Below are 25,440 nucleotides of genomic sequence, written 5' to 3'. Positions count from 1 at the left end.
ACGATAGGGCATCACCGAGATGTCCAGCCGTGCCAGCCCGTCATCATTCTCATACCCGGCGACGTTACGCCGCCTTCAGGAAACGCCATTGAGCTACCGACACTCGATGACCTGCTACACGGAGGGTATCCGCCCGCTCGTGCCTGCGCAGTGGAGGAGTTTCGACGGCATCGTCGGCGTCTACTGGGATGCAGAGGGCCAGTCGGGAGCGAAGGCCTACTACCTCTCTCCCGACCCGCGAATCGTCATCTTCTTCAACGACGTATCGCCGCATATCCAAATGACCAACCGGGAAGGCGGCATCGGACGCGACGCGCGGCCAATGACACGAGCGGTCTACGTGCCGGCAGGCGTCCCGCTCTGGACGGCCTTCACCTCCTCGCATCGCTTCTCGCATCTCGATATCCACCTCCACAGCGACCGGCTTCTGCGCTTCATCGCCCCGGCCCTGGGAGGAGCGGCCGCACGTTCCATCCTGCGCCGGCCTGTCGAGATCGAGAATGTCGGACCGATCGAGACGCTGGCGGGTCTGCTGGTCCAGGAGCTTGCCGCACCCACCAGGCACGCCGTCTATGGCGAAAGCCTCGTCGGCAGCATAGCCACTGCACTTCTCGATCTTCCGGCGGAAGAGAAGGCCCCGGCCGGCGGCCGGCTCACGCAGGCGCAGCTTAAAAAGCTGCATGGCCGGTTCGATGCGCGCACCGACGGGCGCCTCAGCGTTGCCGAGATGGCCCAGACCGTGGGGCTGTCGGAGAGCTGGTTCACCCACGTCTTCAAGCAGACGACCGGCGAGACGCCGCAGCAGTGGCAGCGCACGCGCCGGGTTGCGCTGGCACAGAAGCTGCTGACCGAGACCGATCTGACGGTTGCCGACATTGCCCTGCAGCTTGGATTTGCGGACCAGGCCCATCTTACCAAGGCCTTCCGCCAGGTCGCCGGCGATACCCCTGCGTCCTGGCGCCGCCTGCAGCGCTACCGATAGTTCCCCGCCCGAACTGACCCGGGCGGGGATTTGCGTTGTCACCAGGTCTGGCGCAGCGTGGCGTAGATTGCGCGGCCGGGATTGTAGTAGACGCCGCCGCTGTCCTGGCTCGCAACATGCTTCTCGTCGAAGATATTGCTGGCGTTCAGCTGGAGCGTGGTGTTCTCCCTGATCTCATAGGTGAACGAAGCATCAAACACCACGGCGCTTTCCGAGGCTATGGTGTTTGTGATGTTCGTGAAATAGGAGTCCACATAGCGCGCTCCCAGACCGAACGTCATGTCACCTCGGATGCCGTTTCCTGGCAGCGTGTAGGTGCCCCAGATGGACGCCATATGCTCAGGCACCCGCATCAGGCGATTTCCGTCATTCGCTCCGCCCGGCTCCTTGATCTCGGAGTCGATATAGGTATAGGCCGCGATCAGGCCGATGTTATCGGTGATTTCCGCCTTGGCCTCGAGCTCTATGCCGCGATGACGTACCTCTTCGACCGTGGTCGGCAGGTAGGTCACGCTGTCGTATACGGTGATATTCCCCTTCGTGAGGTCATACACCGAAGCCGTGAAGAGCGCCGGAAAGGCCTCCGGCTGATACTTGATGCCGGCTTCGTACTGCTTGCCGGTCGTCGGCTCGTTGCCTGCACCCGGAGGCGCGACAGACTCTGCGTAGCTCACATAGGCGGCCAGCTCATCGGTGATCTTGTAGCTCAGGCCGACGCGCTTGGTGAACTCGCTGTAATCGCCCTCCTTGACGACGCCGGTGAAGAGGTTCGTTTCACGCAGGTCGAGCCAGTCGTTCCGCAGACCGACGCTCGCTGTCAGCCTGTCGAAGAACGTCAGGTCCTGCTGGACGTAGATGCCCTTGGTTGTCTGGTCGTTGCGCGTGCCTGAATTGGGCGCTGTCGAGGCAGGCCCCCCGGAGTAGACCGGATTCATCCAGTTGATGCTCGGTGCCCCGGGGATATACAGGCCGAAATTCTGGGAATTGAAGTTGTTGTAGTCGACGCCTGCGAGGGTGCGGCTTTCGACATCGTTGAAGCGGGTTTCGTACATCAGGTTCGCGTCGATGACGAACTGCTCGCTCGACTTGTCGCTGCCGAAGTAATAGCGGTCCGCCAGATTGGAACCGTCGGTGCGGGTATTCGACAGGTAGGCCCCTCCGAATGCGTCAGCCGATTTCATGTACCTTGCATTGGAGCCGATGGTCAGCCCGTTGCCGAAGTCATGATCGAGCATCACGCTGTAGGTGTTCCGGTTGGTCGTCCGGAAATAGTAGTCGGGTTCGCCGAAGAAGCGGTCGCGGTCAAAATCGGACCCGATCGGGTGGCCGCCGCTGCCGGGAACGCCATCCGTGTTCAGGTGATCGAAGAGGAACGACAGGCTTGTCAGGTCTGCGGGACGCCATGTCAGACCACCCATGATGAACTTCTTGTCGTCCTGGGAATGATCATATTCGGCATCGGCATTCTGATAGATGCCGGTCAGGCGATAGGAGAGGGTGTCATCTTCGGTGATGTTGTCGCCGAAATCGATCCCCGCTTCCTTGTGCGAGAAGGAGCCCACGGTGCCGTAGACTTCCCCGAAGCGCTCGCTCTTGGGAAGCTTGGTCACGTAGTTCACCGAGCCGCCGGGCTCTGCCGCGCCGAAGCCCGCTGAGCTGGCGCCCTTCAGTATCTCGATCCGCTCGAACGCATAGGGCTCTTCCCGTGCTGCGCCGAAGGTCCGGCCGATCGGCAAGCCGTCGCGATAGGTGTAGGGGGAAAAGCCACGAATGTCGAAGTAGTCGAACCTGTCGTCCGACCCGTAGAAGTCGGTGACGACGCCGGCCGTGTACTGGACGACCTGCTCGACGGTCGAGGCACCACGTTCCTGGACCTCCTTGGAGGTGATGACCGAAACCGAAGCGGGCGTCTGCAGGACTTCGGTCGGCATCTTGCCGACGCCAGTGGCCTTCCTCGCCACGATCGTGCGGGCGTCATCGTCGCCGTTTCCGCTGCCCTCTATGACGATGGTTTCAAGTTGGGTGCCGCCGGCGGCCTCTGACCCGTCCTGGGCCACGGCTGACGTGGCCGAGATGGCCGCCAATGCCGTGCAACTCAGCAGGATCGCCTGCCACCCTGCCATGTTGCCCCCCGTGGGATTACCGCCTCGCCTATGGATCTTCATCATTCAACCCGGAAACTGATCACTATGTTGCTGGAGCCCGGCCGCAGCAGCAGCCGGTTGGCACGAGCTGCATCTGCGGCCTGCAGGAGTTCCCCCTCAAACCCCTGGCGATGGCAGCGATCGGCCTGTACCTCATCCGCCCATAACTTGATAGCTTTAATCCAGTATTGTCGATTCCTGCGGTCTTGTACGAAGCCCCGGAAACTTCCGCAGGGCATGGAGACAAACCTGCGGAGGACTTGACGGACGCAATCTAAGATGAGACGGACACTCCAGTTATTGCCAAGGAGGATCTCTCCCGTTGCTGCGTTTCGTTCTCCTGTCCGCACTCGCGATTGCGTCCTGCTCGCTATCCACCACGGGGGCGTCGGCCCAGCAGGCGAGGTATCCGATCACCGTCAAGCACGCGTTCGGTACGACGACCATTGCCAGCAAGCCGGAACGTGTGGCGACCGTCGCCTGGGCGAACCACGAAGTCCCGCTGGCGCTCGGCATCGTTCCGGTCGGATTTGCGGCAGCCAATTTCGGTGACGATAACGGCGACGGGCTGCTTCCCTGGGTAGAGGAGAGGCTGAACGAGCTAGGGGCAGAGACGCCCGTGCTCTTCGACGAGGGCGACGGGATCGATTTCGAGAGTGTGGCCGCCACCAATCCCGATGTGATCCTTGCTGCCTATTCTGGACTGTCGAGAGCAGACTACGAGACGCTGAGCCAGATCGCGCCGGTCATCGCCTATCCGGAATCGCCCTGGGCGACGGATTGGCGGGAGATGATCCGCTTCAACAGCGCCGGCCTCGGCATGGAGGAGGAAGGACAGGCGCTGATCGAGCGGATCGAGGCTGACATCGCCAAGGCGAGAAGCGAGCATCCCGAGCTCGAGGGCAAATCGGCAATGTTCGTTACCCATCTGGACACGACCAACCTCAGCGTCATCAATTTCTATACGACCAACGACACGCGGGTGAAGTTCTTCCAGGACCTTGGTCTGAGCATGCCCAGTAGCGTGGCAGAGGCCTCCCGTCCCGGCCAGTTCTCTGGCGGCATCAGCGCGGAGAAGATCGATGCGTTCGATGATGTCGACATCGTCGTCACCTATGGCGGCGAGGATCTGAAGAAAGCGCTGGCGGCCGATCCGCTGATGTCGAGAATGCCGGCTGTCGCCCATGACGCGATCGTCATGTTGGGACGAAATCCGCTCGGCACGGCGGCCAATCCCACGCCGCTCTCCATACGCTGGGTTCTCGATGATTACGTGGAGCTGCTGGCAAAGGCAGCAGCAAAAACAGAATGACGACGGGCGCGGAGGGGATGCGACTGCTCTGGCTGGCGACGGTAATCGCTGGCCTCACGCTGCTGCTTGGCCTCTCCGTCGCGGTCGGCACCCGATCCGTCGGCTGGAGCGAAGTCGTAGCTGCGCTGGGCGGCGCCAGCGGGACGATCGACCAGGCGGCGGTGACGGTGCGTATTCCGCGCACCCTTCTGGCAGGCGCGGCCGGGGCCGCCCTGGGACTGGCCGGAGCCATCATGCAGAGCGTCACCCGCAATCCGCTCGCAGATCCGGGGATCCTGGGCGTCAACCTCGGTGCATCGCTCGCTGTCGTGGTTGGGGTCGCATGGTTCGGGATCACCTCCTCACAGGCTTTTATCTGGGTCGCGATCCTCGGAGCAGGTGTCACGGCGGTCTTCGTCTACACCATCGGGTCGCTGGGCCGTGGCGGCGCGACGCCGCTCAAGCTTGCCCTTGCCGGCGTGGCAACATCCATCGCCTTCGCATCGCTGGTCGTGGCAATCATCCTGCCACGCGCGGACATTGCCGGAGGCATCCAGTCCTGGCGGATCGGCGGTGTCGGCGGGGCAACCTTCGGGGCAATAGGTGAAGTCACGCCCTTCCTCGTTGGCGGCGTGCTCCTCGCCCTCCTGTCGGCGCGGCGACTGAATTCCCTGGCGCTCGGCGACGAGATCGCAACCGGCCTTGGCGAGCGCGTGGCCCTCGCACGCGCCACCGCAGCGCTCTCGGCAATCCTCCTGTGCGGCGCCACCACCGCCGTGTGTGGCCCGATCGGGTTCGTCGGGCTCGTCGTGCCGCATCTCTGCCGCCTGCTGGTCGGCGTCGACCACCGCTGGCTGTTGCCCTTCTCGGCCCTTGCAGGGGCCTGCCTGCTTCTTGCGGCAGACGTGATGGGCCGCATCATCGCCCGCCCCAACGAGTTGGAGGTCGGCGTTGTCACAGCTTTCATCGGCGCGCCCTTCTTCATCTGGATCGTCAGGCGGCAACGGGTTCGCGAACTGTGACCATGCAGGCATCTTCGATCGACATCATCGGGAACGGGCGCGCGAGCCGCATGCGGCGGCGGCGACTGGTGATCGGCTCGCTCCTCACCCTGGTCGTGCTGCTTTTTGCCTTGACGCTCATGCTCGGGCAGACTTTCACGCCGCCCGGGGAGGTTCTCCGGGTGCTGTTCGGCGAGGAGGTTCAGGGGGCAAGCTTCACCGTAGGGCAGTTACGGCTGCCCCGGGCAGTGCTTGCCGTGCTGACCGGGCTGAGCTTCGGCCTGGGGGGAGCCGCTTTCCAGATCATGCTTCGCAATCCTCTCGCCAGTCCTGATATCATCGGCATCAACCTCGGCGCCAGCGCGGCGGCCGTCTTTGCGATCGTCGTCCTGCAGATGAACGGTCCGGCCGTCTCGGTGTTCGCGGTGATTGCCGCCCTAGGCGTCGCCATGGCCATCTACGGCCTCTCCTTCCGGCATGGCGTGGCGGGAACGCGGCTGATCCTGATCGGCATCGGCGTTGCCGCAATGCTGGAGAGCTTCATCGCCTACACGCTTTCGCGCGCGCCTGCCTGGAGCCTGCAGGAGGCCATGCGATGGCTTGCCGGAAGCCTGAACGGCACGCAGACCAGCCAGGCCCTGCCGTTGCTGCTCGCGCTTTTCCTGTTCGGCGGACTCCTGCTCAGCCGCGCCCGCGACCTCGACACACTGAGGCTCGGGGACGACACAGCTGCTGCACTCGGGACGAATGTGGCCGCCACCCGCATCATCGTGATGATCGCGGCGGTGGGCGTCATCGCCGTCGCAACCGCAGTGGCCGGACCGGTGTCCTTCGTCGCCTTCCTGGCGGGATCCATCGCGGCCCGTCTTGTCGGCGGGAACGGGTCCACACTGCTGCCGGCCGCCCTCGTCGGTGCAGTCCTTGTGATGCTCGCTGACTATGCCGGGCAGTTCCTGCTGCCCAGCCGATATCCGGTGGGCGTCGTCACCGGTGCGCTCGGAGCGCCCTACCTGATCTACCTCATCATACGCGTCAATCGCAGCGGAGGGTCCCTATGATCACTCACACCCTGGCTGCCAAGGCCCTCTCCGCCGGTTATGGCGATACCGTCGTCCTGAACGGTCTGGACCTGGACGTGCCCCCCGGCCGGATCACTGCAATCGTCGGTGCCAACGCCTGCGGGAAATCCACCCTGCTGCGCGCAATGTCCCGGCTTCTTTCGCCTCACAACGGGCAGGTCCTTCTCGACGGCAAGTCGATCCACCACATGCCACCGCGGCAGTTGGCTAAAATGCTTGGCCTCCTGCCGCAATCGCCTATCGCCCCCGAAGGCATCACCGTAGCCGATCTCGTAGGCCGGGGCCGACATCCTCACCAAGGCATGTTCTCGCGCTGGAGCCGCGGAGACGACGAGGCGGTTGCGGCGGCGCTGGAGATGACGAAGACGGCCGGGCTCGCCGAACGACCCGTGGACGAGCTTTCCGGCGGGCAGCGGCAACGGGTATGGATCGCCATGGCGCTGGCGCAGCGGACAGACCTGCTCCTGCTCGACGAGCCGACCACCTTCCTGGATGTCAGCCACCAGATCGAGGTTCTCGATCTCCTCACCGACCTCAACCACTCGCGCGGCACGACAATCGTGATGGTGCTGCACGACCTCAACCTGGCGGCGCGGTACGCGGATCATCTTGTCGCCATGGCGCGAGGGCGCCTGCATGTTTCCGGACCTGCGGAAGAGGTCTTGACGGAAGAGACCGTTCGCCACGTCTTCGGCCTGGACAGCCGCATCATTTCCGATCCGATCTCGGGGCGTCCCATCATGTTGCCGATCGGCCGTCACAGGGTGACGGCGGAGCCGACCGGCACTGGAGCCCCCCTCCCATACTCAAGCGACAATCCCCAAAAGGAAGACCATTCATGAATGCAGCCCAGCAGTTCAAACTCTCCGGCGTTGCGCTGCCGAAGGATGCCCTCGGCATGCTCGAGGAAGTCTGCGAGCACTTCATCGAACATTCGGAAGTCCAGCGCGACGGCGACCTCGTCGTCCTTAAGAACGAGGACGGCACGGCCGGCATCCGTCTCGAGGACGGCAAGCTGCTGATCGATCTTGCCTGCACGACCGAGGAAACGCTGCAGGGTACCCGGGTCATGCTTGCCGAACACCTGTTCTACTTCGCCGGTGACGACCCGCTGGAGTTGACCTGGTCGAACCCCACCACCCTCGCCCGGCTGCCAAACATCCACGAGGTGACCGTCATCTCCGCCGAGGACGTCACGCCCCACATGCGTCGCGTCAGGTTTTCCTGCCCCGATATCGAACCGTTCACAGGTGGCGATATGCATGTCCGCATCCTGGTGCCGCCAAAGGGGCGGGCACCGGTCTGGCCGGGCCTGCAGGAAAACGGCCGGGTTGCCTGGCCGGAGGGAGAAGACGAGCTCCTGGTCCGGGTCTATACGATCCGACGGGTCGACAGGGACCGGCGCGAGTTGTGGATCGACTTCCTGCAACACCCCGCAGATGGCGTCGCCACTCCTGGTGCGGATTTCGCCCGCGACGCAGAACCGGGACAACTCGTTGGCCTGCTGGGACCGGGGGGCGGTGATGCTCCTTCTGCGGGTTCCATCCTGTTCATCGGCGACGAAAGCGCCCTGCCGGCAATTGCCCGCATCGCCGAGGAAGTCCCCTCCACGACCCGGATGAAGGCGATCATCGAGGTGGCCGATGCGGCGGAAGAACAACCGCTTGCGACCTCCGGCTCCATCGATATCCGATGGTTGCACCGGAACAGCTATGTCGCCGGTTCTACCAACGTGCTGGCGGAGGCGGGCAAGGAAGCAATCACCAAGTCCGACGGCCAGACATTCGTCTGGGTGGCCTGCGAAAAGGAGGACGTCCGCTCGATCCGGAAGTTTCTCAAGAGCCGCGGGCAAGACCGGAAGATGATGTATGCCGCCTGGTACTGGGAGCGCAGCTGAGGCGACCAGCAGCGCCACGAAACCGGCGGCCGCACAGTCAGCGGCCGCCATTGCGTTCGGTGGAGTGGCGGTGCGCCAGCACCACCTGTCTCACGGCATGAGTTGCCCGCCATTGACCTCGATGACCTGCCCGATGATGTAGCCGGACAGCTTTTCGGAGGCGAGGAAGAGGTAAGCGCCAACGCAATCCTCGGCTATGCCAAGGCGGCCCTGCGGAATGGTGGCCAGCGCCGCCTGCAGGTGCTGGGGGGTCGAGTAGCGCTCGTGGAAGGGCGTGGTGATAGTGCCCGGCGCGACGCCGTTGACGCGGATCCCGAACGGAATCAATTCCTTCGCCATGCCCCGCGTCACGTTGGAGACGAAGGCCTTCGACGAACCATAGATGCCGGCCCCGTTCGACGCCCCGTTGCGGGCAGCGATGGAGGTTGTGTTGATGATGAAACCACCATTCTTCTTCAGGTGCGGTATCGCGGCGGTGGACGCTGCCAGGACGGAACGCGCGTTGAGGTCCATCACCGCATCATAATGCTCGTCCGTCATCTCGGCATAGGCCACGCGCGCGACCATGCCACCGGCATTGTTGACGAGCCCGTCGAGGCGACCGAAGGCGTCCGCCGTCTCCTCGACCACGCGGGCCATCTCTCCCGATTTGGAAGCATCGCCGCGGACCAGGTGGACCCGCCCTCCGGCTGCCTCGATCTCCTCCGCCAGGGTCTTCGCGGCGTCTACGCTTGCATTGTAGTGAAGGCCGACAAGCGCCCCCTGCGCGGCGAATTCCCGGGCCAGCGCCGCACCGATTCCGGTCGAGGCGCCGGTGATCAGCACGGCTTTTTCGGAAAGGTCGGGAATGATGAGCTTCGTGGACATGTGCTACCTCCTCGCGGACACGACTTCAGCCGACCGGATGCTCTCGGGCCCCGCCGGCGGACGACAGTCATCGGCGATGCCGGCGGTATACACAAGCCATTTCTTCTGCGGAAATGGCCAGCTTCGGCAACCTGACATGCTGACGTCCGAGATCCCGTGCAGCGAGCAGGTGCGTCAGGCCGTCTCGCGGAAGAGCTCGCGACCGATCAGCATGCGGCGAATTTCGGACGTACCGGCACCGATCTCCATCAGCTTCGCGTCCCGCAGCAGGCGGCCGGTGGGGTTATCATTGATGTAGCCATTGCCGCCGAGGACCTGGATGGCCTGAAGCGCCTGTTGCGTGGCCTGCTCGGATGCGTAGAGGCAGCAGGCGGCAGCATCCTGGCGCGTCACCTCGCCACGATCGCAGGCGGCTGCGACGGCGTAGACATAGGCGCGCGCGGAATTCATGGCGGTGTACATGTCGGCGATCTTCGCCTGGATCAGCTGGAATTCGCCGATCGCCTGGCCGAACTGCTTGCGTTCGTGAACATAGGGCATCGCCACATCGAGGCAGGCGTGCATGATCCCGACTCCAATGCCGGCGAGCACGACGCGCTCATAGTCGAGGCCGGACATGAGGATACGGACGCCTTCTCCTTCGGCTCCCATGACATTTTCGGCCGGGACCTCGCAATCGGAGAAGACGAGTTCGCAGGTATTGGACCCCCGCATGCCGAGCTTGTCGAGCTTCTGTGCCGTGGAGAAGCCCTTGAAGCCTTTCTCCACCAGAAAGGCCGTGATGCCCCTGGGCCCCGCCGACGGGCCGGTCTTGGCGTAGACAACCAGCACATCGGCATCCGGGCCATTGGTGATCCACATCTTGCTGCCGTTCAGCACATAGAGGTCGCCGCGCCTCTCGGCCCTCAGCTTCATCGAGACGACGTCGGAACCCGCGCCGGGCTCCGACATGGCAAGCGCCCCGACATACTCGCCCGAGCAGAGCTTCGGCAGATAACGCCTCTTCTGGTCAGGGGAAGCATTGCGGTTGATCTGGTTGACGCAGAGGTTCGAGTGCGCGCCGTAGCTCAACGACGTGGAGGCCGAGGCGCGGGCGATTTCCTCAACGGCAATGACATGGGCAAGGTAGCCCAGCCCCGAGCCCCCGAATTCCGGATCGGCGGTGATGCCGAGCAAGCCGAGGGCGCCAAGTTCCGGCCAGATATCGCGCGGAAACTCGTTCGTACGATCAATCTCGTCCGCGCGGGCGCCAAGCCTTTCCTGGGCGAACCGGTGGACCGTGTCGCGGACAGCCTCGACGTCCTCGCCAACTGCAAATTTCATCGATGCGTGGAACACCGGTCTCCTCCCGGACGTGCCTCTGTCAGAACATGGTTGTGGGGCACGCCCCGCGCGGCGTCAATGATCCTTCACGACTTCGCAAGATAAGGTCGCCCGCAAGTGCGATGCGGCAAAAAGATTGCCTACTCGGGCAGATGAAGCGGATTGAGACCGGGGACCCAGTGCGTGTTGGGCGGGCGGGTGCCGGAATAGGTAAGTCCGCTCTCGCTCTCGCATCGGTAGACGCGACGCGGTGCGACATCGCCATAGAGGATGTCATAGCGCCCCCGTCCGACATAGACATCCTCAATGCTGGTCGTGCAGCTGTAGCTGTCGCGCCGGACTCGCTCCTCCTCCGGAACGACGCCTGGGAGATCCTTGTAGACGTTCAACGGCTTGCGCCGGAACTCGTCGTCGGCTGCGGCCCTCGCCGGCACGAGCGCTGCGAAACCTATGGCGATCAGCATCAGAAGCGGCAATATCCAGGCGCATTTCAGCATCTTCATCCCTCGAATCGAAGGAAAGATAGGCGCTTCATTCGATAGGTGCCACGCCGCCATGTTTACGATCGCGTGAACGGCGCGAGGCGGCGAAAGCCGGTCGGGCGGCTGTAGAGCCAGCCTATCCGCTCGATCGCGGCATCGAGGTCTTCCCGCGCCACCGTCATCGTATGCCCATTGGCGTGCAGCATTGTCTCGGCATCTTCCATGATGCCGACATGACCCTTCCAGAATACGAGGTCGCCGCGGCGAAGCTCCTCCCTCGTGATTTCCGTTCCGATCGCCGCCTGCATGTCGGAATCACGCGGCGCCGACTGGCCGACCATCATCAGCGACAACTGCACGAGCGCGGAGCAATCGATGCCGAAACCCGAGCGGCCACCCCAGAGATAGGGCGTCTCCAGGAAGCGCGCCGCCACATCGACGTAGTCTTCCGGAGGTGCCTCGGCGAGCGGCCGGCAGTGGGATCGGATGAGTGCTGTCCCGTCGGGCAGGACGAAGTATGCCGTGCCGCGGGTTTCCGCCGCTCCCACGATCCTGACGCGACTTCCCATGGACAGGGCAGAGACGGGAGGATGGCGCAATTCGGGGCCCGGGTATAGGAAGGTGCGCTGGACACAGATGATGTGCGTCGCCTCCTCGGGCTCATTCAGCGCGTCCATCGGCAGATATCCCACATAGCCATCCTCGCAGGACTGCACCCATGTCCAACCGTCAGCCCGCTCGAAGACGCGGACTGCTTCACCGAGCAGGAGTTCGGTATCTATGCCGCAGTCTGCATCCGGCCTGGGCCTCAAAGGCACGACAGGCACGCCGACCTGCGCGGGGACGCCGGTCACGAAGCGCGCAGCCTCCACCTGCCCCCGCAGGGCCTCGTCTGCCAGATCCGCCCGGAAGGCGTGGAGCCGTCTGTCCAATGTCATCGCATCTTCCATGTTCAGGTAGACCCACATTGCCGTGAACCAGATCAACAGAAGGGTTCAGCCGCTGCGACATGCGCCTCAGAGTACAGGAGCGTCATGCTAGTGCGAAGCGGTTAGCGGATCATTGCCGGGCGAGTTCCCGGACATACCGGTAGAGCGTCCGGATGGCGAAGGCCTCGCCACCGACCGGGGCATGCGGCTTCTCCGAAAGAGTCCAGCCATAGATGTCGAAATGCACCCAGCGCGTCTGCGGGCGGACGAAGCGCTTGAGGAAGAGCGCGGCGGTGATGGACCCTGCCATTCCGCCGGAAGGCGCGTTGGTGATGTCGGCGGCACGCGATTTTAGGTCCTTGTCATAGCCTTTCCACAGTGGCAGTCGCCACATGGGATCGTTTTCCTCGGACGAGATGGCCGACAGACGCGCCGCCAGGGAATCGTCACCGGTGAAGAATGGCGCCACGTCCGGCCCGAGCGCAACACGCGCGGCGCCGGTCAGGGTCGCCATGTCCACGAGGAGGTCACAGGGCGTTTCGTCGGCGAACGCAAGAGCATCGGCAAGCACGAGCCTGCCTTCCGCATCGGTGTTGTCGATCTGAACCGTGAGCCCCTTGCGGCTGCGATAAATGTCACCGGGGCGGAACGCATTGCCGGCGATCGAATTCTCGACCGCAGGGATGAGCACCCGCAACTCCACGTTCAGACCGGCATCCATGATCATCAATGCCAGACCCATAACGTTCGCCGCGCCGCCCATGTCCTTCTTCATGATGGCCATGTTGGCTGCACTCTTGATGTCGAGGCCACCGGTATCGAAGCAGACGCCCTTGCCGACCAGGACGATGCGCGGTGCACCCTCCCTGCCCCATCGCATGTCGAGGAGCCGGGGTGCTTGCGCACTGGCACGACCAACAGCGTGAATGATCGGGAAATCCTGCGCCAGGAGTTCATCGCCGATGATGGATGTGACGCTTGCTCCGTAATGTTTGCCGAGAGCGCGCAACGCGGACTCCAGCTGTTCGGGCCCCATGTCGTTGGTCGGCATGTTGATCAGGTCACGGGCAAGGAACACACCGGCAACCTGCCGCTCGACATCGACCCGAATGTCGTCGGCAAGCGCAAGCCGGACCTGCCTCTGCTTATCCTTCCGGTAACGGCCGAACAGGTAGGTCCCCAGGCCGAAGCCGAGCGCGATTTTTTCCGGTGCCAACGCGCTCTCGACATGCCAGTCGCCGGCAGGAAGGAGCTTGGCGAGCCTACCGGCTGCAAATGCCTCTTCCGTTTCACCGCTGAAGCCGAAGAGTGCCGCAGCAAGCTCGCCGTCCGCTCCGGGAACGAGGAGCAGGCTGCCGGGCTCGGCCGCGTAACCCGCATTGCGCGCCCAACCAAGCATCGAGGCCTCGATCGTGCCCTTCTCGATGTCCGATGGCGCAACGAGATAGACAGGACGGGACGCAGGGGAGTGCTGCGTGAACGGGGATGGGCGGTCGATGTGGCTGTAGCTGTTCATGGAAAGCCTTCTCGTGGTGAATCAGCGCCTTAACGGTCTATTAGGGTTAACAGTCTATTGCTGGAGCAAGCAATGCGCCATCGGCGGGACCTTCGCCACGGGCAAGGCGCAGCAGAAGGCACGAGACCGACCATGGCAGCTATCGCATCCCCGACGCATCGCAAGGCCCGCCTCGCACAGGCGACCGCCATGCTGCTTCTGGCAGCGACGCTGGCGGGATGCGCCACAAGGCCGGACAAGACAACGACGGGATCGATCCCGATCTCGGGCGCGCCTCTGGAGAGCATGAGCGCCCCACAGCTCGAGAATGCGGAACGTTCGATCGGCGCCGCCTATGAGCGCAACCCAAGGGACCGCAATGCAGGGCTTCGCTATGCGCAAGTGCTCGGCATGACCGGCAAGCACGCCCAGGCGCTGGCCGTCATGCAGCAGGTGGTTATTGCCCATCCGACGGATCGCGACGTACTGGCCGCCTATGGCAAGGCGCAGGCGGCCGCGGGCCAGCTCGAGCAGGCGCTCACGACCATCCAGCGCGCCCAGACGCCGGATCGCCCGGACTGGCGCCTCTACTCCGCCGAAGGGGCGGTTCTCGACCAACTGGGTCGCTCGGACGAAGCGCGGCAGAAATACCGACTGGCACTCGATGCACAGCCGAATGAACCGACCGTAATTTCCAATCTCGGCATGTCCTATGTGCTGAGCGGCGATCTGCGGACGGCGGAGACCTATATGCGCTCGGCCGCGCAGCAGCCCGCCGCCGATAGCCGCGTGCGCCAGAACCTCGCGCTCGTGGTTGGCCTGCAGGGCCGCTTCAAGGAAGCCGAGGAGATCGCGCGGCGCGAGCTATCCGCCCAGCAGGCGGACGCGAACGTCACCTATCTGCGCTCGATGCTGTCGCAGCAGAATTCCTGGGCGAAGCTCGCCGACAAGGACAGCCAGCAGAAGGCAACCAACTAAAGGGTCTCTGCTACCGTTTTCCATTACATAGCCGGAGGTGGATGTCGGGGAACCGATGGCTCCTGCAGCGCCGTGTTCATCCGTTCTCGGTCAGAAGCGGTCGGCAACCTGTATGCCGGCCGGGCCGAGAATGACGGCTACCAGCACCGGCAGGAAGAACAGGATCATGGGAACAGTCAGCTTGGGTGGCAGGGCAGCCGCCTTCTTCTCGGCCTCGTTCATCCGCTCGTCACGCCCCTCCTGGGCAAGAACCCGCAATGCCTGGGCGATGGGGGTTCCGTAGCGCTCGGCCTGGATGAGCGCCTGGGTTACATTCTTCACCGTATCGAGCTGCGTCCGCAGGCCGAGGTTCTCGAGAGCCACCCTGCGATCCTGGAGGAAGGAGAGTTCGGCTGTCGTCAGCACCATTTCCTCGGCCAGCGGCGGCGACTGGTTGCCCATTTCCTCCGCCACCCTTCGCATGGCGGCCTCGATCGAGATCCCCGCTTCGACGCAGATCAGCATGAGGTCGAGTGCATCGGGCCAGGCCCGCTTGATGGATTGCTGGCGCTTGGTTACCCGGTTGCTGACGTAGATGTTCGGGAGGTAGAAGCCGACATAGGCGCAGACGATCGCCACCAGCATCCGGATCGCGATCGGCCGGTCGGCCAGATTGCCGAGCACGAAGATCCAGACGATAGCCAGCAGGAGAAAGACGAAGGGCAGCAGGAAGCGTGCCGCAAGGAAGATGTTCAGCGCGTTCTGTGACCGCAGACCCGCTGCGCGCAGGCGGTTCACGGTATTGTCGTCGACCAGCGCCTTGCGAAGGTTGAAACGCTCGACGAGCTGAAGGGCGGACTGGTTGTTCTGGGTCCGCAGTAAAGCCTTCGACGCCTCGGCATTCATCCGCGCCCGCTCCCTCGCGCGCATCTGCTCGCGCTCGGTGGACACCGCCTTCATGCGCTTGTTCAGGTCGCCCCTTTCCAGGAACGGGCTCGCGAGCGAGTAGAAGGTGGCGAAGACGGCAATGGCGACCAAGAGGGCAAGGAGCAGAACCGGATCGGTCAGCGTCGCGGCTATATCCCTGGTCATGGCTGCCCCCTAGATGTCGAAGTTGATCATGTTGCGCATGACCAGAATGCCGATCGACATCCAGATCCCCGAGAACAGCATGATGATGTGGCCGCGCGGATCCGTGAACAGGATGGTCATGTAGTCCGGCGATGTCAGGTAGACGAGCGTTGCGACGATGAACGGCAAGGCGCCGATGATGGCTGCCGAAGCCTTCGCCTCCATCGACAGGGCCTGCACCTTGGCCTTCATCTTCTTGCGCTCACGAAGGACGCGCGAGAGGTTGCCAAGCGCTTCCGACAGATTTCCGCCTGCCTGGCTCTGGATGGTGATGACGATGGAAAAGAAGTTCACCTCCGGCAGCGGCATGGTCTGCATCATCCGCACGCAGGCCTCCGGAATGCTGAGACCGACCTGCTGGGATTCGATCACCCGGCGAAACTCGGTCTTCACCGGCTCCTGGCCATCCGCCGCGATGAGCCGCAGCGCGTCGTTCAGGGGCAGGCCTGACTTGATGGAGCGCACCATGACGTCCAGTGCATTCGGGAATTCGACGAGAAAGCGCTTCTGCCGCCGCTTGACGAGAAAGCTCAGTATCCAGCGCGGCATGCCTATGGCCGCCGCGAAACCGCCACCGATGGCGAGCAGTGGCGGCGCTCCCGCCAGAACGGCCACGAGCAGGACGACGATCCCGAGGACGGCGCTCATGATGTAGAACTGGGACATCTGCAAGGGCAGGCCCGTCTGGATCAGGCGAGACTTTATGCTCGAATTGCCGATCCTCCGTGACTTCTCCTCCTGCTTCTTCTCAAGCTCCTTGAGGCTGTCCTGGACCGACTTGCGGCGCTTCGACATTTCCTGGACGCGGTCGCGCGCAGCCTTGACCTTGCCGATGTCGGTTTCGGCCGACTTGACGCGGCTGAGGCGGGCGTCCGTCTTCTTCTCGGTCTCGATGCGGGAGAACAGCAGTGCGTAGCAGAGGGCGCCGGCAGCGATGGCGGCTAGCGTGATGACCAGCAGGACATTGGGGTCGAAACCGAACATCAAGCCCCTACCCCGCGACCTGTTCCATCGCGTCCAACGCGGCCGCCAGCCGCCGCTCTTCATTGAAGTAGCGGGCGCGATCCCAGAAATGCGGCTTGGCGATGCCGGTCGAAACGTGCCGGCCGATCAGCCTGCCATTGGCATCCTCGCCTTCGATCTCGTAACGCATGAGATCCTGGGTGACGATCACGTCGCCCTCCATCCCGATGACTTCCGTCACATGGGTGATGCGGCGCGAGCCATCGCGCAGTCGGGCGGCCTGAACGATGACATCCACCGAGCCGGCGATGATCTCGCGGACGGTCTTGGCCGGCAGCCCGAAACCGCCCATGGCGATCATCGATTCCATTCGGCTCAGGCATTCGCGCGGCGAGTTGGCGTGGATGGTTCCCATAGAGCCGTCGTGACCGGTGTTCATCGCCTGAAGCAGGTCGAACACCTCCGGGCCGCGGACTTCACCGACGATGATGCGTTCAGGGCGCATGCGAAGGCAGTTCTTGACGAGATCGCGCATGGTGATCTCGCCCTCGCCCTCGATGTTCGGGGGGCGGGTTTCGAGACGCACCACATGCGGCTGCTGAAGCTGCAGTTCGGCGGTATCCTCGCAGGTGATCACCCGCTCGTCCGCGTCGATGTAGCGGGTGAGGCAGTTGAGCAGCGTCGTCTTGCCCGAGCCGGTACCGCCGGAGATGACGACATTGCAGCGGACGCGGCCGACGATCTGGAGGAGCACCGCTCCTTCCTGTGTGACCGAGCCATACTTGACCAATTGCTCGAGGGTGAGCTTGTCCTTCTTGAACTTTCGGATCGTGAGCGCTGGGCCGTCGATGGCAAGCGGCGGAGCGATCACGTTGACGCGGGAGCCGTCTGGAAGTCGCGCGTCGCAGATAGGCGAGGACTCGTCGACGCGTCGGCCGACCTGGCTGACGATGCGCTGGCAGATCGACAGGAGCTGGGCGTTGTCGCGAAAGCGGATGTCCGACTCGATCGTCTTTCCGCTCACTTCGATGAAGGTCTGGCCAGAACCATTGACCATGATGTCGGCGATATCGTCGCGTGCCAGAAGCGGCTCGAGCGGACCGTAGCCGAGCACGTCGTTGCAGATGTCCTCGAGCAGTTCCTCCTGCTCGGAAATCGACATCGCAAAGTTCTTGATCGTGATGATATCGTTGACGATATCGCGGATTTCCTCGCGTGCGCTTTCGCCGTCGAGCTTGGCGAGCTGGGAGAGGTCGATCGTATCGATGAGCGCCGAGAAGACCTGGCTCTTCGTGTCGTAGTAGAGTTCGGTCCGAGGGGTCTTCTTGCGGCCGCTCGTCGGAGCAAGCGGCGGCGGCGCGACCTGCTGGCGGGCCGCCTGGGTATCCCTCTGGGGTTCGGCGAAGACTTCCGGACCGGTCGCCTGGCTTGCCGCGGGTGCGGGGGCCACAGGTGCCGGCGCTGCCGGCGCAACCACGCCGGAAGCCTTCCCAAAGCCGTCTTGTCCACGTTTTCCGAACATCAGTGCAACCTGTCCCTCGATAGGGTCTTCTACTTGCGGCGAAGCATTCCAAGCACCTTGGAAAGCCCGCCCTTCCTGATCTTCCTCATCTCGGTGCGGCCGGTGACGATGTGGCAGATCTGCGAGAAGGTCTCGGCTGCCGCCGACTTCGCATCCACTTCCGTGATCATCCTGCCGCTGTTGGCGGCATTGCCGAACAGCTGCACGTCGAATGGCAGGATTGCGGCCGGCTCGATCTCCAGCGCCTCCATGAAGTCGGAAGGGGCGATTTCGGGGCGCTTGGGCATACCCACTTGGTTCAACACGAGATGCGGCAGATGATCGTTCGGCCTGAGCTTGCGAAGCGCGTCGAGCATGTTCTTCGCGTTGCGGAGATTGGCGAGATCCGGAACAGCCGTGATGACCACTTCGTCGGCCTCCGCCAGCAACGATCGGGTCCATTCCGACCACGTGTGCGGGAGGTCGAGAACTGCCACCGGGGCGCTCCGCTGCAAGATTTCCACCACCGGCTGGAAGGCGGTGCCGCCGTAGTCATAGGTGCGGTCAAGAATGGAGGGAGCCGCCAGAAGGGAGAGGTGCTCGGAGCACTTTGTCAGCAGACGATCCAGGAATACCTCGTCGAGGCGCTCAGGAGCGAAGACGGCTTCGGCAATACCCTGCGCGGGATCCTGATCGAAGTCGATATTGGCGGTGCCGAAGGGCAGGTCGAGATCGGCTAGGATCGTCTCGGTGGAGAAAAGGCTGGAAATGCCGAAAGCACAATTGTGGGCAATGGTGGATGATCCGACGCCGCCCTTGGCGCCGATGAAGGCGATCGACCTGCCGAGCGGCTCCGCCTCGGGATCCACGAAGATCGCCGCCACCGAGGCCAGGAGATCGGCCATCTGGACCGGGCCGACGAGATATTCGGAAATGCCGCTCCGGATCAGGTCGCGGTAGAGCGCGATGTCGTTGTACTGGCCGACGAGGATCACGCGGGTAGACGGATCGCAGACTTCGGCAAGCGGTGCGAGTTCGCCAAGGAGGTGGCCCGGGGCGGTATCCGTCTCGATGATGATCAGGTTCGGGGTCGGTGAAGACGCGAACATGTTGGCAGCGGCCTCGATGCTGCCATTGGTGATCCGCATGTTGACCTTCGTCATCCGCCGGTCGCGCGCCATGCGCTCGACAGTCCTCTGCAGGGCATCGCTTTCGCAGAAGGCGTGAATGGAGATGCGCGGCAGGGGCCGAAGAGAGGCGAGATCGGACTGGGCCTCGACCTCGAGTCCGGCTCCGTGCTGCTCGTCCGGCGCTGCCGGGATGCTGTAGTCTATCTGGTTCATGAGCCGACCTGCCGTGCCGGGAAAAGGAGGTTCATCGCAAGTCCCTCAGTTCGGTATAGGCTCCCCGATAGCGCTCCATTGCGCGGCCGCGTTGTTCGGCATCGGCCGGTGTCGAGCGGCGGGGGCCGAGGAGATCGTTGGGGTTGGCGATCTGTGCCGCCAGGTTGCGCTGGCTGGCGCAGCCGAAGTTGTAGTAATTGCGGTTTTCGATGGTGTTGAGCGTGATGTCCTCGGGCCATTCACCACATGGAGTGGTCTGGGCAGTGATAGCGACATAGGTGAGCCTGATGGGGGCCGAGGCACCGTAATCATGGGCCGCGAAGCCTGTCTGCAGGATGCGGTTCTTCGGCACGCCCATTCGCACCAGCAGTCGGCGGATATCCCCCGCTGCATAGGCCGCGGCACCGGAATTCAGAGCTCCCTGTGGCGTCATGATCTGGATGATGCCCTTCGACGACCGCTGGTATTCCTGCGCGAACCCGGCAATCACCTCGCGCTGGCCGACGGTCAGGCCGTGGTCTCCCGCGGCGATCGGTATGTCTATGACCTTCTCGGCCTCGCCCACAGTAATCGGATGACGGGTCCGGTAATCGTCCGGGAGTGATCCGGTCGTGACACCGTCCGGGTTGGCGCAGCCGGACATCAATACGGCGATGCCGAGCAGGACCGTCGCAACGGTCCGTCTTCCGGGATCGGCTACTCCAGTTGCGACAGGATTGCTCATTGTCCGGCGCCTTTCGTGCTGCCTCTGGCTGGTCAGGGGATCGGGGTGCAGGCTCTTCATTTGTAGATGAACCCGACATTGCCTTCATACGGAAGGGCAGGTGGTGGAGCGTCCTTTCGGCCGTAAATGCGGTTCACGTGGCCGAGGAAGACACTGGCGACATCACTCGCGGGATTGAAATTGTCGTCAGGACGGGACAGCTCGTTGCGCGCAACCGGCCGGACGAGGTAGGGCGTCGCGATGATGACCAGCTCCGTCTCTCTCCGATCCAAGGTCTTCTTTCGGAACATTGCGCCAAGTATCGGAACCTTGGAGACACCGGGTGTTCCGCTGGCGGTTTGCTGAACGTCGTCTCGGATCAGGCCCGCGAGCGCGATAGAGCCTCCGGAGGGGAGCTCCAGGACGGTCTCGGCGTCGCGTTTCCTGTACTGCGCGACCCCGCTGTTAGACGGTGTAGGCTCTGACACGGAAGTCTGTATGCGAAGGCTGATGCGGCCGGACGAGAGCACTGTGGGAGTGAACGCGAGCTGGATACCATAAGAGTATGGTGTCAAGACCAAGCGCCCCTCATCGTCCGTGGTTTGATAGAGCGTTTCGCCGCCCGAGGAAAATGTTGCAGACTGTCCTGAGATCGCCGTCAGCGTGGGTTCGGCGAGAGTCCTTATGGCATCGGCTTGCTCGAGCGCACTTAGCACCGTGTCTATACTGAGCTTTCCGAGATTGCCTGCTACGCGTCCCACAACTCCGTCGGCACCAGTCGCTACTCTGAGAATGTCCAAGCCTGACCCGGACCCTGCGGGGTTGCGCTGGAAGATGTTGTCAAATCCCAGTTGCTTGACCACTTCGCGGCGGATTTCCGCAACGGTTACTTTGAGCGTGACCTGGTCCTCGCCCTCGATGGTCAGCAGGTTCACCACCTGAGACTGCTGGCGTCCTTCCGCATAGATGGCGACGGCGCCATCGCCACTGCTTTCGCTGGTCGCCACCGTATTGCGGGTCGTCGCCTCGCCGCCCTTGAGGAAGATGGACGCGAGCCTTGTCGCCTGCGCTGCATCCTGCGGTGTGCGTACCGTCCCGCTCAACACGATGTTGTCGGAGATGATCTCTACCTTGATGTTGGAATCCGGCAGGAAGCGACGGAGATTGGCTGCAAGCCCCGAGATATCGCGCTCGATCTCGAGGTCGATTGCGACAATCTCTTCCCCGTTTCGGCCGAAGATGAAGATATTCGTCTGGCCGACCGTCTTGCCGAAGAGATAGATGCGCCGCGAGGTGCGGGTCACCGCGTCGGCCATGGACGGGTCTGCTACCAGAATGTCGTGGGCGTCGGCGGGCAGATCCACGACGATCGCCTTGTTGAGGCCTATCTTGAGGCGCTTGCGCGCACCCATGCCGATCTCGCTGATGCGGACGATGCTGCTTTCCTGAGCCATGGCTCGCGAGACGGAGAGTGCCCCCGATTCCGGCACTCCGGGAATGCCTGAAACCGCCATGGCAAATGCCAGGCCCAACGCGGCGGTTGTCCGCCCCATGCGTACCAAGATCGTCAACGTCGGCGCTCCGTTACTGTGCATTTGCCCCTGCCGCCTTCTGGTTTCCGACGATGGCGCCCGACTTGATGACCTGGATCTCTGCCCGTCCGCCGCCGCTCAACAGGTAGTCGGCCGCTATGGTATCGGGTTCCTGCGCATCGGCGACGGAGCGGAGCGCAAGCGTCAGGCGGTCCGCCATCTGCTGGGCCACGGTGATGACCTTCGCCTGGTCCGGGGTCAGCTCAAGAGTGGCCGTTGTGCCGATGACGGTTTTCTGGCCATCCTGGCTTTCCTGGATCTGCTGGTCGACCGCCAACACTCGAATGTTCGTCAGCACCTCCTCCGTCAGGAAGCGCCCTTCCTCGCTGCGGCGAACCATGATTACGTCGACGCGATCGTTCGGCAGAACGAAACCGCCTGCGCCCGTCGCTACCGAAATCTCCGTGGCGACGGCCCGCTTGCCGGCAGGCAGGAGCGACGACATGATCCGGTTCGAAGAGTCCGCTATCTTTTCGGCCCGGACCGGCTCGCCTTCGAAAAGCGGCAGGCGGACGACCATGCCGCTCAGCTCGGTGATGGCCTCGGGCCGCGCCGACTGCGTGATCACTCCTTCGACGACACCATCCTCGGGCCAGGGCAGCCAGCGCAGGTTTTCCTCGTTCAGGCGACTTCCGACCGGCAGGTTCGCTGACGACACAAGGACATTGATGCTCGGCTGTTTCTCAATGATCGTCTCGGCGATCTGCGGCGCGCTCGTGCCGGACAGCCGCATGGCCAGCACGCCGGCCAGGCCTGCTGCAACGACGGCAACCGTCAAAATCAGGATACGAGCGGGTTTCATCACCATTCCTCGCGGGACTCAATCTGCCCGCAGAATGGCTGCCAATGGTGTAAGTAAGGTTAATGATATCGTTACGCGCTTGGTTAACGAAACCTTGTAACCCCAGCCTTCACTTCTGGAGGAGGGTCAGCGCGCTCACCGCAATGGGCGAGCTCCAGAATGTCAGCATGCCAGCGATGCCGATCGCGACCCCATAGGGCACCTTTTTGGATACAAGGACGGGGGCTGGGAGAATGTGGCCGATCATTGCGAAGCGATCCGCCTGAGAGCGGAGCAACATCACGAGCAATGTAATGAGACCACCCCAAAGAGCGGTCTGAACGATGAAGGCGCCGAGCGCGGCGCTGAAACCGAACCAGACGGCCGACGCGGCCAAGAGCTTCACGTCGCCGCCGCCCATGATGTTCAGGTAGAAGAACCCGAAGCAGACGGCGAGCACCACCGCGCCTGCTGCAACGCTCATGCTGATCTCGGCCCAGGGAAGGCCGGAGACCGGCGCCAAGACGGCAAAGGATGCGAGGAGGAAGATCGATATCCTGTTGGGTATCGTCATGGTGAAGAGATCGCTGACAGCCGCAATGAGCAGGCACATGGGCAGAACCAATAAGACTGCTGCAGAACTCATACGTCCTCTCCCGGCGGCGTGGTTGCCGCACCCTTTCCCCTAGCCAAGAGGTTCAGACCGCTCCGTTCGGAGCGGTTCTGTCATTTATCCGGCGGAACTGCTGCCGGATCAGTAGGTCTTGTTGTTGGCAGTCTGCATCTTGCCGGAGATCGAGCTGAAGGTATCGTTCAGCGTGTTGCCGAGCGTGGTTGCGCCGGCGATCAGGGCAACGGAAATGAGGGCTGCGATCAGACCATATTCGATGGCGGTCGCACCGGATTCATCTTTCTTGAAGCGAGCGAAAAACTTCGACATTGGAACTCTCCTACGACACGTTGGTGAATCAGCAAATCCCGACAACTGTTTCCGTTGTTCGGATGCAGGCACCGTAGCGAGAGACGATTTCGATCCACTTAAAGAAGATCGTTAATGGGGCGCTAATACCGCAGCGCTCATCCCTTCTCAAAGACCCCCTGGGATTCCGATAGAAAACAAGAGGATCGCCGCCGAGCCGGGCGGCACTCCGGGAAATGCCGGTGATGAACATGGCGCTGCGGCTTCCTGCTCCCGTTTCTCTCCTTAAGGCTTCATTCACCACTATCCCGCATTATCGCCGAGGCATCATCCATCCAAAGGCCAGGAAATGTTCTGCACGCACGCCCTTCGTCTCGGCCTCGCCCTGCTCGCGCTTGCGGGCGGCGCATGGCCAGCATCGGCTCAGGAGGAGGACATTCTTCGCGTCTTCATGAACCATGCCCGGGTCCTGCGGCTCGACCGACCGGTCAGCAAGGTCATCGTCGGCAATGCCAAGGTCGCCGACGCCACCGTGGCCGACCCGACGACCATCGTTGTCACGGGCCGCAGCTTCGGCACCACCAACCTCGTCCTACTGGACAGCGACGGCAATGCCATCGCCGACGAGCGTGTGCTCGTGTCGATCGATGAGGGGAACACGGTTCGCGTATTCCGCCCATCGGACCGCAAGATCCTCTCTTGCACGCCGACGTGTGAAGAGCATGCGGAATTCCCGCAGGGCACGCCGTAGCCATTCCGTGTTGCCGTTTGACTGCAAATGCAGCGGCGTCCGAAACGCTTTGTCAATAATCGACCCCTAACATCACCTGCGTGACAGCGGGTCGATCAATCATGTGCCGGAACAAACACAATGCCCCGGATGACGTATCCTGCGCCCGTAGCCAGCGCTTGAGCGCGCGCTTCGTCCGCTCGCGCGACGGCGCTGCCGCGATCGAATTCGCCATGCTCGCAATCCCCTATTTCCTGATCGTCTTTGCCATCATCGAGACCTTTGTCGCGTTCACCGGTGAGCAACTGGTTTCCAACGCGGTCGATACGCTCTCCCGCCAGATACGGACGGGTCAGATTACGGCCGCGAATACCACCAAGGCCGATTTTCGCGGCAAGTTCTGCGACGAGGTATCCATCCTCATCACATGCAGCGGAGAGGACAGCAGCAAGCTGATCCTCGACATGCGCAGCTTCTCCAAGTTCGCCGAGATTCCCGACGATATTCCGCGCAAGAACGGCGATCTGGATGCCACAGACACGTTCGCCCCCGGCGGCCCAGCCAGCATCAACATGCTGCGCGCCTATTACCGGTGGAGTGTCGTTACCGATCTCGTGCGTCCCTATATTTCCGGCCTGAGACCGGCTGACGGATCGCTTCCCAAGGAATTCCTGATCGTTGCCACTGCCTCCTTCCAGAACGAGGACTACGAGTGATGGGATGGGCAGGGCCGAGCGGCATCGTGAGGAAGGCCATTTCATGTTTCTGGCGTGATCGCCGAGGCGTGGGCGCCGTCGAGTTCGCGCTGATCGCGCCGCTGCTCCTGATGATCTACATCACCGTCTTCGAACTGACGATCGGCCTGAGCGTCTCGAAGAGGGTTGCCCGTGCCTCCGGAGCGATCGCCGATCTCGTGACCCAGCAGCCGAGCGTTTCCAAGAGCTCGCTCGCAGAGATGATGAATGTCGCCCAGAGTATTTTCGTGCCATACGGGGCATCAGACATCTCCCTCGATATCACCGGGATCAAGGTTGGCTCTTCCAGTTCGACGGTCGCCTGGTCGTGGAATGAAGCGGGGGGCAAGCCTTACGGCACGGGAAGCGTCATCAACATTCCTGCCCAGATGAAGGTGCCAGACTCCTTCATCGTCCATGCGGAACTGTCGATTCCTCACCGGCTGCTGATGTTCATGCCGGGGCTGTTGCCGAGCGAAGTACGCGACATTACCATCCGGCGCGACTACTACTTCCGCTCTCGGAGCGGCAAGGAGATCACTTGCGCCGACTGTTGATGCTCCATCACGCCCTTTGCCAAAGCAGGCGCTAAACTA

The 25,440-nt window shown here is 62.9% G+C and carries 25 protein-coding genes; 10 read left to right on the top strand and 15 right to left on the bottom strand.

The window, feature by feature from the left end; all coding sequences use genetic code 11:
- Window positions 1–88 precede the first annotated feature (88 nt).
- Window positions 89–982: a helix-turn-helix domain-containing protein gene (locus ACEPP2_RS13855; RefSeq protein ID WP_142588956.1), complete on the top strand. Its 894-nt coding sequence runs from the start codon at window positions 89–91 to the stop codon at window positions 980–982.
- A gap of 38 nt (window positions 983–1,020) precedes the next feature.
- Here ACEPP2_RS13855 and ACEPP2_RS13850 read toward each other — a convergent pair whose 3' ends face one another.
- Window positions 1,021–3,147: a TonB-dependent siderophore receptor gene (locus tag ACEPP2_RS13850; protein ID WP_395516937.1), complete on the bottom strand. Its 2,127-nt coding sequence runs from the start codon at window positions 3,145–3,147 to the stop codon at window positions 1,021–1,023.
- A 304-nt stretch (window positions 3,148–3,451) separates the two neighbouring features.
- On the opposite strand from ACEPP2_RS13850, the gene ACEPP2_RS13845 reads away from it, so the two are divergent.
- The 5 genes from ACEPP2_RS13845 to ACEPP2_RS13825 are packed head-to-tail and all read left to right on the top strand — an operon-like array spanning window position 3,452 to window position 8,394.
- Window positions 3,452–4,438, top strand: a complete 987-nt coding sequence (locus ACEPP2_RS13845; protein ID WP_395516956.1) for an iron-siderophore ABC transporter substrate-binding protein — start codon at window positions 3,452–3,454, stop codon at window positions 4,436–4,438.
- Window positions 4,435–5,439, top strand: coding sequence for a FecCD family ABC transporter permease (locus tag ACEPP2_RS13840; RefSeq protein ID WP_395516936.1), 1,005 nt, complete (start codon window positions 4,435–4,437; stop codon window positions 5,437–5,439). The genes ACEPP2_RS13845 and ACEPP2_RS13840 overlap by 4 nt, the downstream gene beginning before the upstream one ends.
- Window positions 5,440–5,441: 2 nt before the next feature.
- On the top strand, window positions 5,442–6,476 hold the full coding sequence (locus tag ACEPP2_RS13835; protein WP_395516935.1) for a FecCD family ABC transporter permease: 1,035 nt from the start codon (window positions 5,442–5,444) through the stop codon (window positions 6,474–6,476).
- Entirely contained in the window at window positions 6,473–7,339 is an 867-nt protein-coding gene (locus ACEPP2_RS13830; protein WP_077548581.1) for an ABC transporter ATP-binding protein, read from the top strand. Before ACEPP2_RS13835 ends, ACEPP2_RS13830 begins: the two co-directional genes overlap by 4 nt.
- Window positions 7,336–8,394 carry a DUF2218 domain-containing protein gene (locus ACEPP2_RS13825; RefSeq protein WP_395516934.1) on the top strand — a complete coding sequence of 353 codons (1,059 nt, stop codon included), beginning with the start codon at window positions 7,336–7,338 and terminating at the stop codon, window positions 8,392–8,394. The genes ACEPP2_RS13830 and ACEPP2_RS13825 overlap by 4 nt, the downstream gene beginning before the upstream one ends.
- 90 nt (window positions 8,395–8,484) lie before the next feature.
- Here ACEPP2_RS13825 and ACEPP2_RS13820 read toward each other — a convergent pair whose 3' ends face one another.
- The 5 genes from ACEPP2_RS13820 to ACEPP2_RS13800 form a co-directional block, all read right to left on the bottom strand.
- On the bottom strand, window positions 8,485–9,261 hold the full coding sequence (locus tag ACEPP2_RS13820) for an SDR family NAD(P)-dependent oxidoreductase (protein ID WP_142588961.1): 777 nt from the start codon (window positions 9,259–9,261) through the stop codon (window positions 8,485–8,487).
- 174 nt (window positions 9,262–9,435) lie between these two features.
- A complete protein-coding gene (locus tag ACEPP2_RS13815) occupies window positions 9,436–10,584 on the bottom strand; it encodes an isovaleryl-CoA dehydrogenase (RefSeq protein ID WP_395516955.1) in 1,149 nt (382 codons plus the stop codon).
- A gap of 140 nt (window positions 10,585–10,724) precedes the next feature.
- The gene (locus tag ACEPP2_RS13810; protein ID WP_395516933.1) at window positions 10,725–11,087 is read right to left on the bottom strand and encodes a hypothetical protein; all 363 of its coding nucleotides are present in this window, start codon (window positions 11,085–11,087) and stop codon (window positions 10,725–10,727) included.
- Window positions 11,088–11,143: 56 nt separating this feature from the next.
- Window positions 11,144–12,004 carry a C40 family peptidase gene (locus ACEPP2_RS13805; RefSeq protein WP_395516932.1) on the bottom strand — a complete coding sequence of 287 codons (861 nt, stop codon included), beginning with the start codon at window positions 12,002–12,004 and terminating at the stop codon, window positions 11,144–11,146.
- A gap of 121 nt (window positions 12,005–12,125) precedes the next feature.
- Window positions 12,126–13,511, bottom strand: a complete 1,386-nt coding sequence (locus ACEPP2_RS13800; RefSeq protein WP_395516931.1) for a leucyl aminopeptidase family protein — start codon at window positions 13,509–13,511, stop codon at window positions 12,126–12,128.
- A 132-nt stretch (window positions 13,512–13,643) separates the two neighbouring features.
- Here ACEPP2_RS13800 and ACEPP2_RS13795 point away from each other — a divergent pair, with 132 nt between their 5' ends.
- On the top strand, window positions 13,644–14,468 hold the full coding sequence (locus tag ACEPP2_RS13795; RefSeq protein ID WP_077548574.1) for a tetratricopeptide repeat protein: 825 nt from the start codon (window positions 13,644–13,646) through the stop codon (window positions 14,466–14,468).
- Between the two features lie 90 nt (window positions 14,469–14,558).
- Here ACEPP2_RS13795 and ACEPP2_RS13790 read toward each other — a convergent pair whose 3' ends face one another.
- From ACEPP2_RS13790 to ACEPP2_RS13750, 9 genes are all read right to left on the bottom strand, one after another.
- Entirely contained in the window at window positions 14,559–15,539 is a 981-nt protein-coding gene (locus ACEPP2_RS13790; RefSeq protein ID WP_395516930.1) for a type II secretion system F family protein, read from the bottom strand.
- Window positions 15,540–15,548: 9 nt separating this feature from the next.
- Window positions 15,549–16,562, bottom strand: a complete 1,014-nt coding sequence (locus ACEPP2_RS13785) for a type II secretion system F family protein (RefSeq protein ID WP_395516929.1) — start codon at window positions 16,560–16,562, stop codon at window positions 15,549–15,551.
- Between the two features lie 7 nt (window positions 16,563–16,569).
- On the bottom strand, window positions 16,570–18,063 hold the full coding sequence (locus tag ACEPP2_RS13780) for a CpaF family protein (protein WP_395516928.1): 1,494 nt from the start codon (window positions 18,061–18,063) through the stop codon (window positions 16,570–16,572).
- Between the two features lie 29 nt (window positions 18,064–18,092).
- Window positions 18,093–19,385, bottom strand: a complete 1,293-nt coding sequence (locus ACEPP2_RS13775) for an AAA family ATPase (protein ID WP_152341315.1) — start codon at window positions 19,383–19,385, stop codon at window positions 18,093–18,095.
- A gap of 31 nt (window positions 19,386–19,416) precedes the next feature.
- Entirely contained in the window at window positions 19,417–20,109 is a 693-nt protein-coding gene (locus tag ACEPP2_RS13770; protein WP_395516927.1) for a CpaD family pilus assembly protein, read from the bottom strand.
- Between the two features lie 56 nt (window positions 20,110–20,165).
- Complete coding sequence (locus ACEPP2_RS13765) at window positions 20,166–21,641, bottom strand: type II and III secretion system protein family protein (protein WP_395516954.1); 1,476 nt, start codon at window positions 21,639–21,641, stop codon at window positions 20,166–20,168.
- Between the two features lie 31 nt (window positions 21,642–21,672).
- Window positions 21,673–22,482 carry a Flp pilus assembly protein CpaB gene (gene cpaB, locus ACEPP2_RS13760; RefSeq protein WP_052641372.1) on the bottom strand — a complete coding sequence of 270 codons (810 nt, stop codon included), beginning with the start codon at window positions 22,480–22,482 and terminating at the stop codon, window positions 21,673–21,675.
- 109 nt (window positions 22,483–22,591) lie between these two features.
- Window positions 22,592–23,107, bottom strand: a complete 516-nt coding sequence (locus tag ACEPP2_RS13755) for an A24 family peptidase (protein WP_077548567.1) — start codon at window positions 23,105–23,107, stop codon at window positions 22,592–22,594.
- Window positions 23,108–23,215: 108 nt separating this feature from the next.
- Window positions 23,216–23,401 carry a Flp family type IVb pilin gene (locus ACEPP2_RS13750; protein WP_052641368.1) on the bottom strand — a complete coding sequence of 62 codons (186 nt, stop codon included), beginning with the start codon at window positions 23,399–23,401 and terminating at the stop codon, window positions 23,216–23,218.
- A gap of 328 nt (window positions 23,402–23,729) precedes the next feature.
- Between ACEPP2_RS13750 and ACEPP2_RS13745 the strand changes: the two genes are divergently transcribed.
- The 3 genes from ACEPP2_RS13745 (at window position 23,730) to ACEPP2_RS13735 (ending at window position 25,401) form a co-directional block, all read left to right on the top strand.
- On the top strand, window positions 23,730–24,131 hold the full coding sequence (locus tag ACEPP2_RS13745) for a pilus assembly protein N-terminal domain-containing protein (protein ID WP_395516926.1): 402 nt from the start codon (window positions 23,730–23,732) through the stop codon (window positions 24,129–24,131).
- 101 nt (window positions 24,132–24,232) lie between these two features.
- A complete protein-coding gene (locus ACEPP2_RS13740; protein ID WP_142588974.1) occupies window positions 24,233–24,826 on the top strand; it encodes a TadE/TadG family type IV pilus assembly protein in 594 nt (197 codons plus the stop codon).
- A complete protein-coding gene (locus tag ACEPP2_RS13735; protein WP_395516953.1) occupies window positions 24,826–25,401 on the top strand; it encodes a TadE/TadG family type IV pilus assembly protein in 576 nt (191 codons plus the stop codon). The genes ACEPP2_RS13740 and ACEPP2_RS13735 overlap by 1 nt, the downstream gene beginning before the upstream one ends.
- Window positions 25,402–25,440 lie beyond the last annotated feature (39 nt).

Origin of the sequence: Pseudorhizobium flavum, from assembly GCF_044142885.1 — a bacterium.
Lineage (GTDB): Bacteria > Pseudomonadota > Alphaproteobacteria > Rhizobiales > Rhizobiaceae > Neorhizobium > Neorhizobium flavum.
Note: the sequence above shows the minus strand (reverse complement) of the source record. Positions and strands in the feature narration are given on the sequence as shown.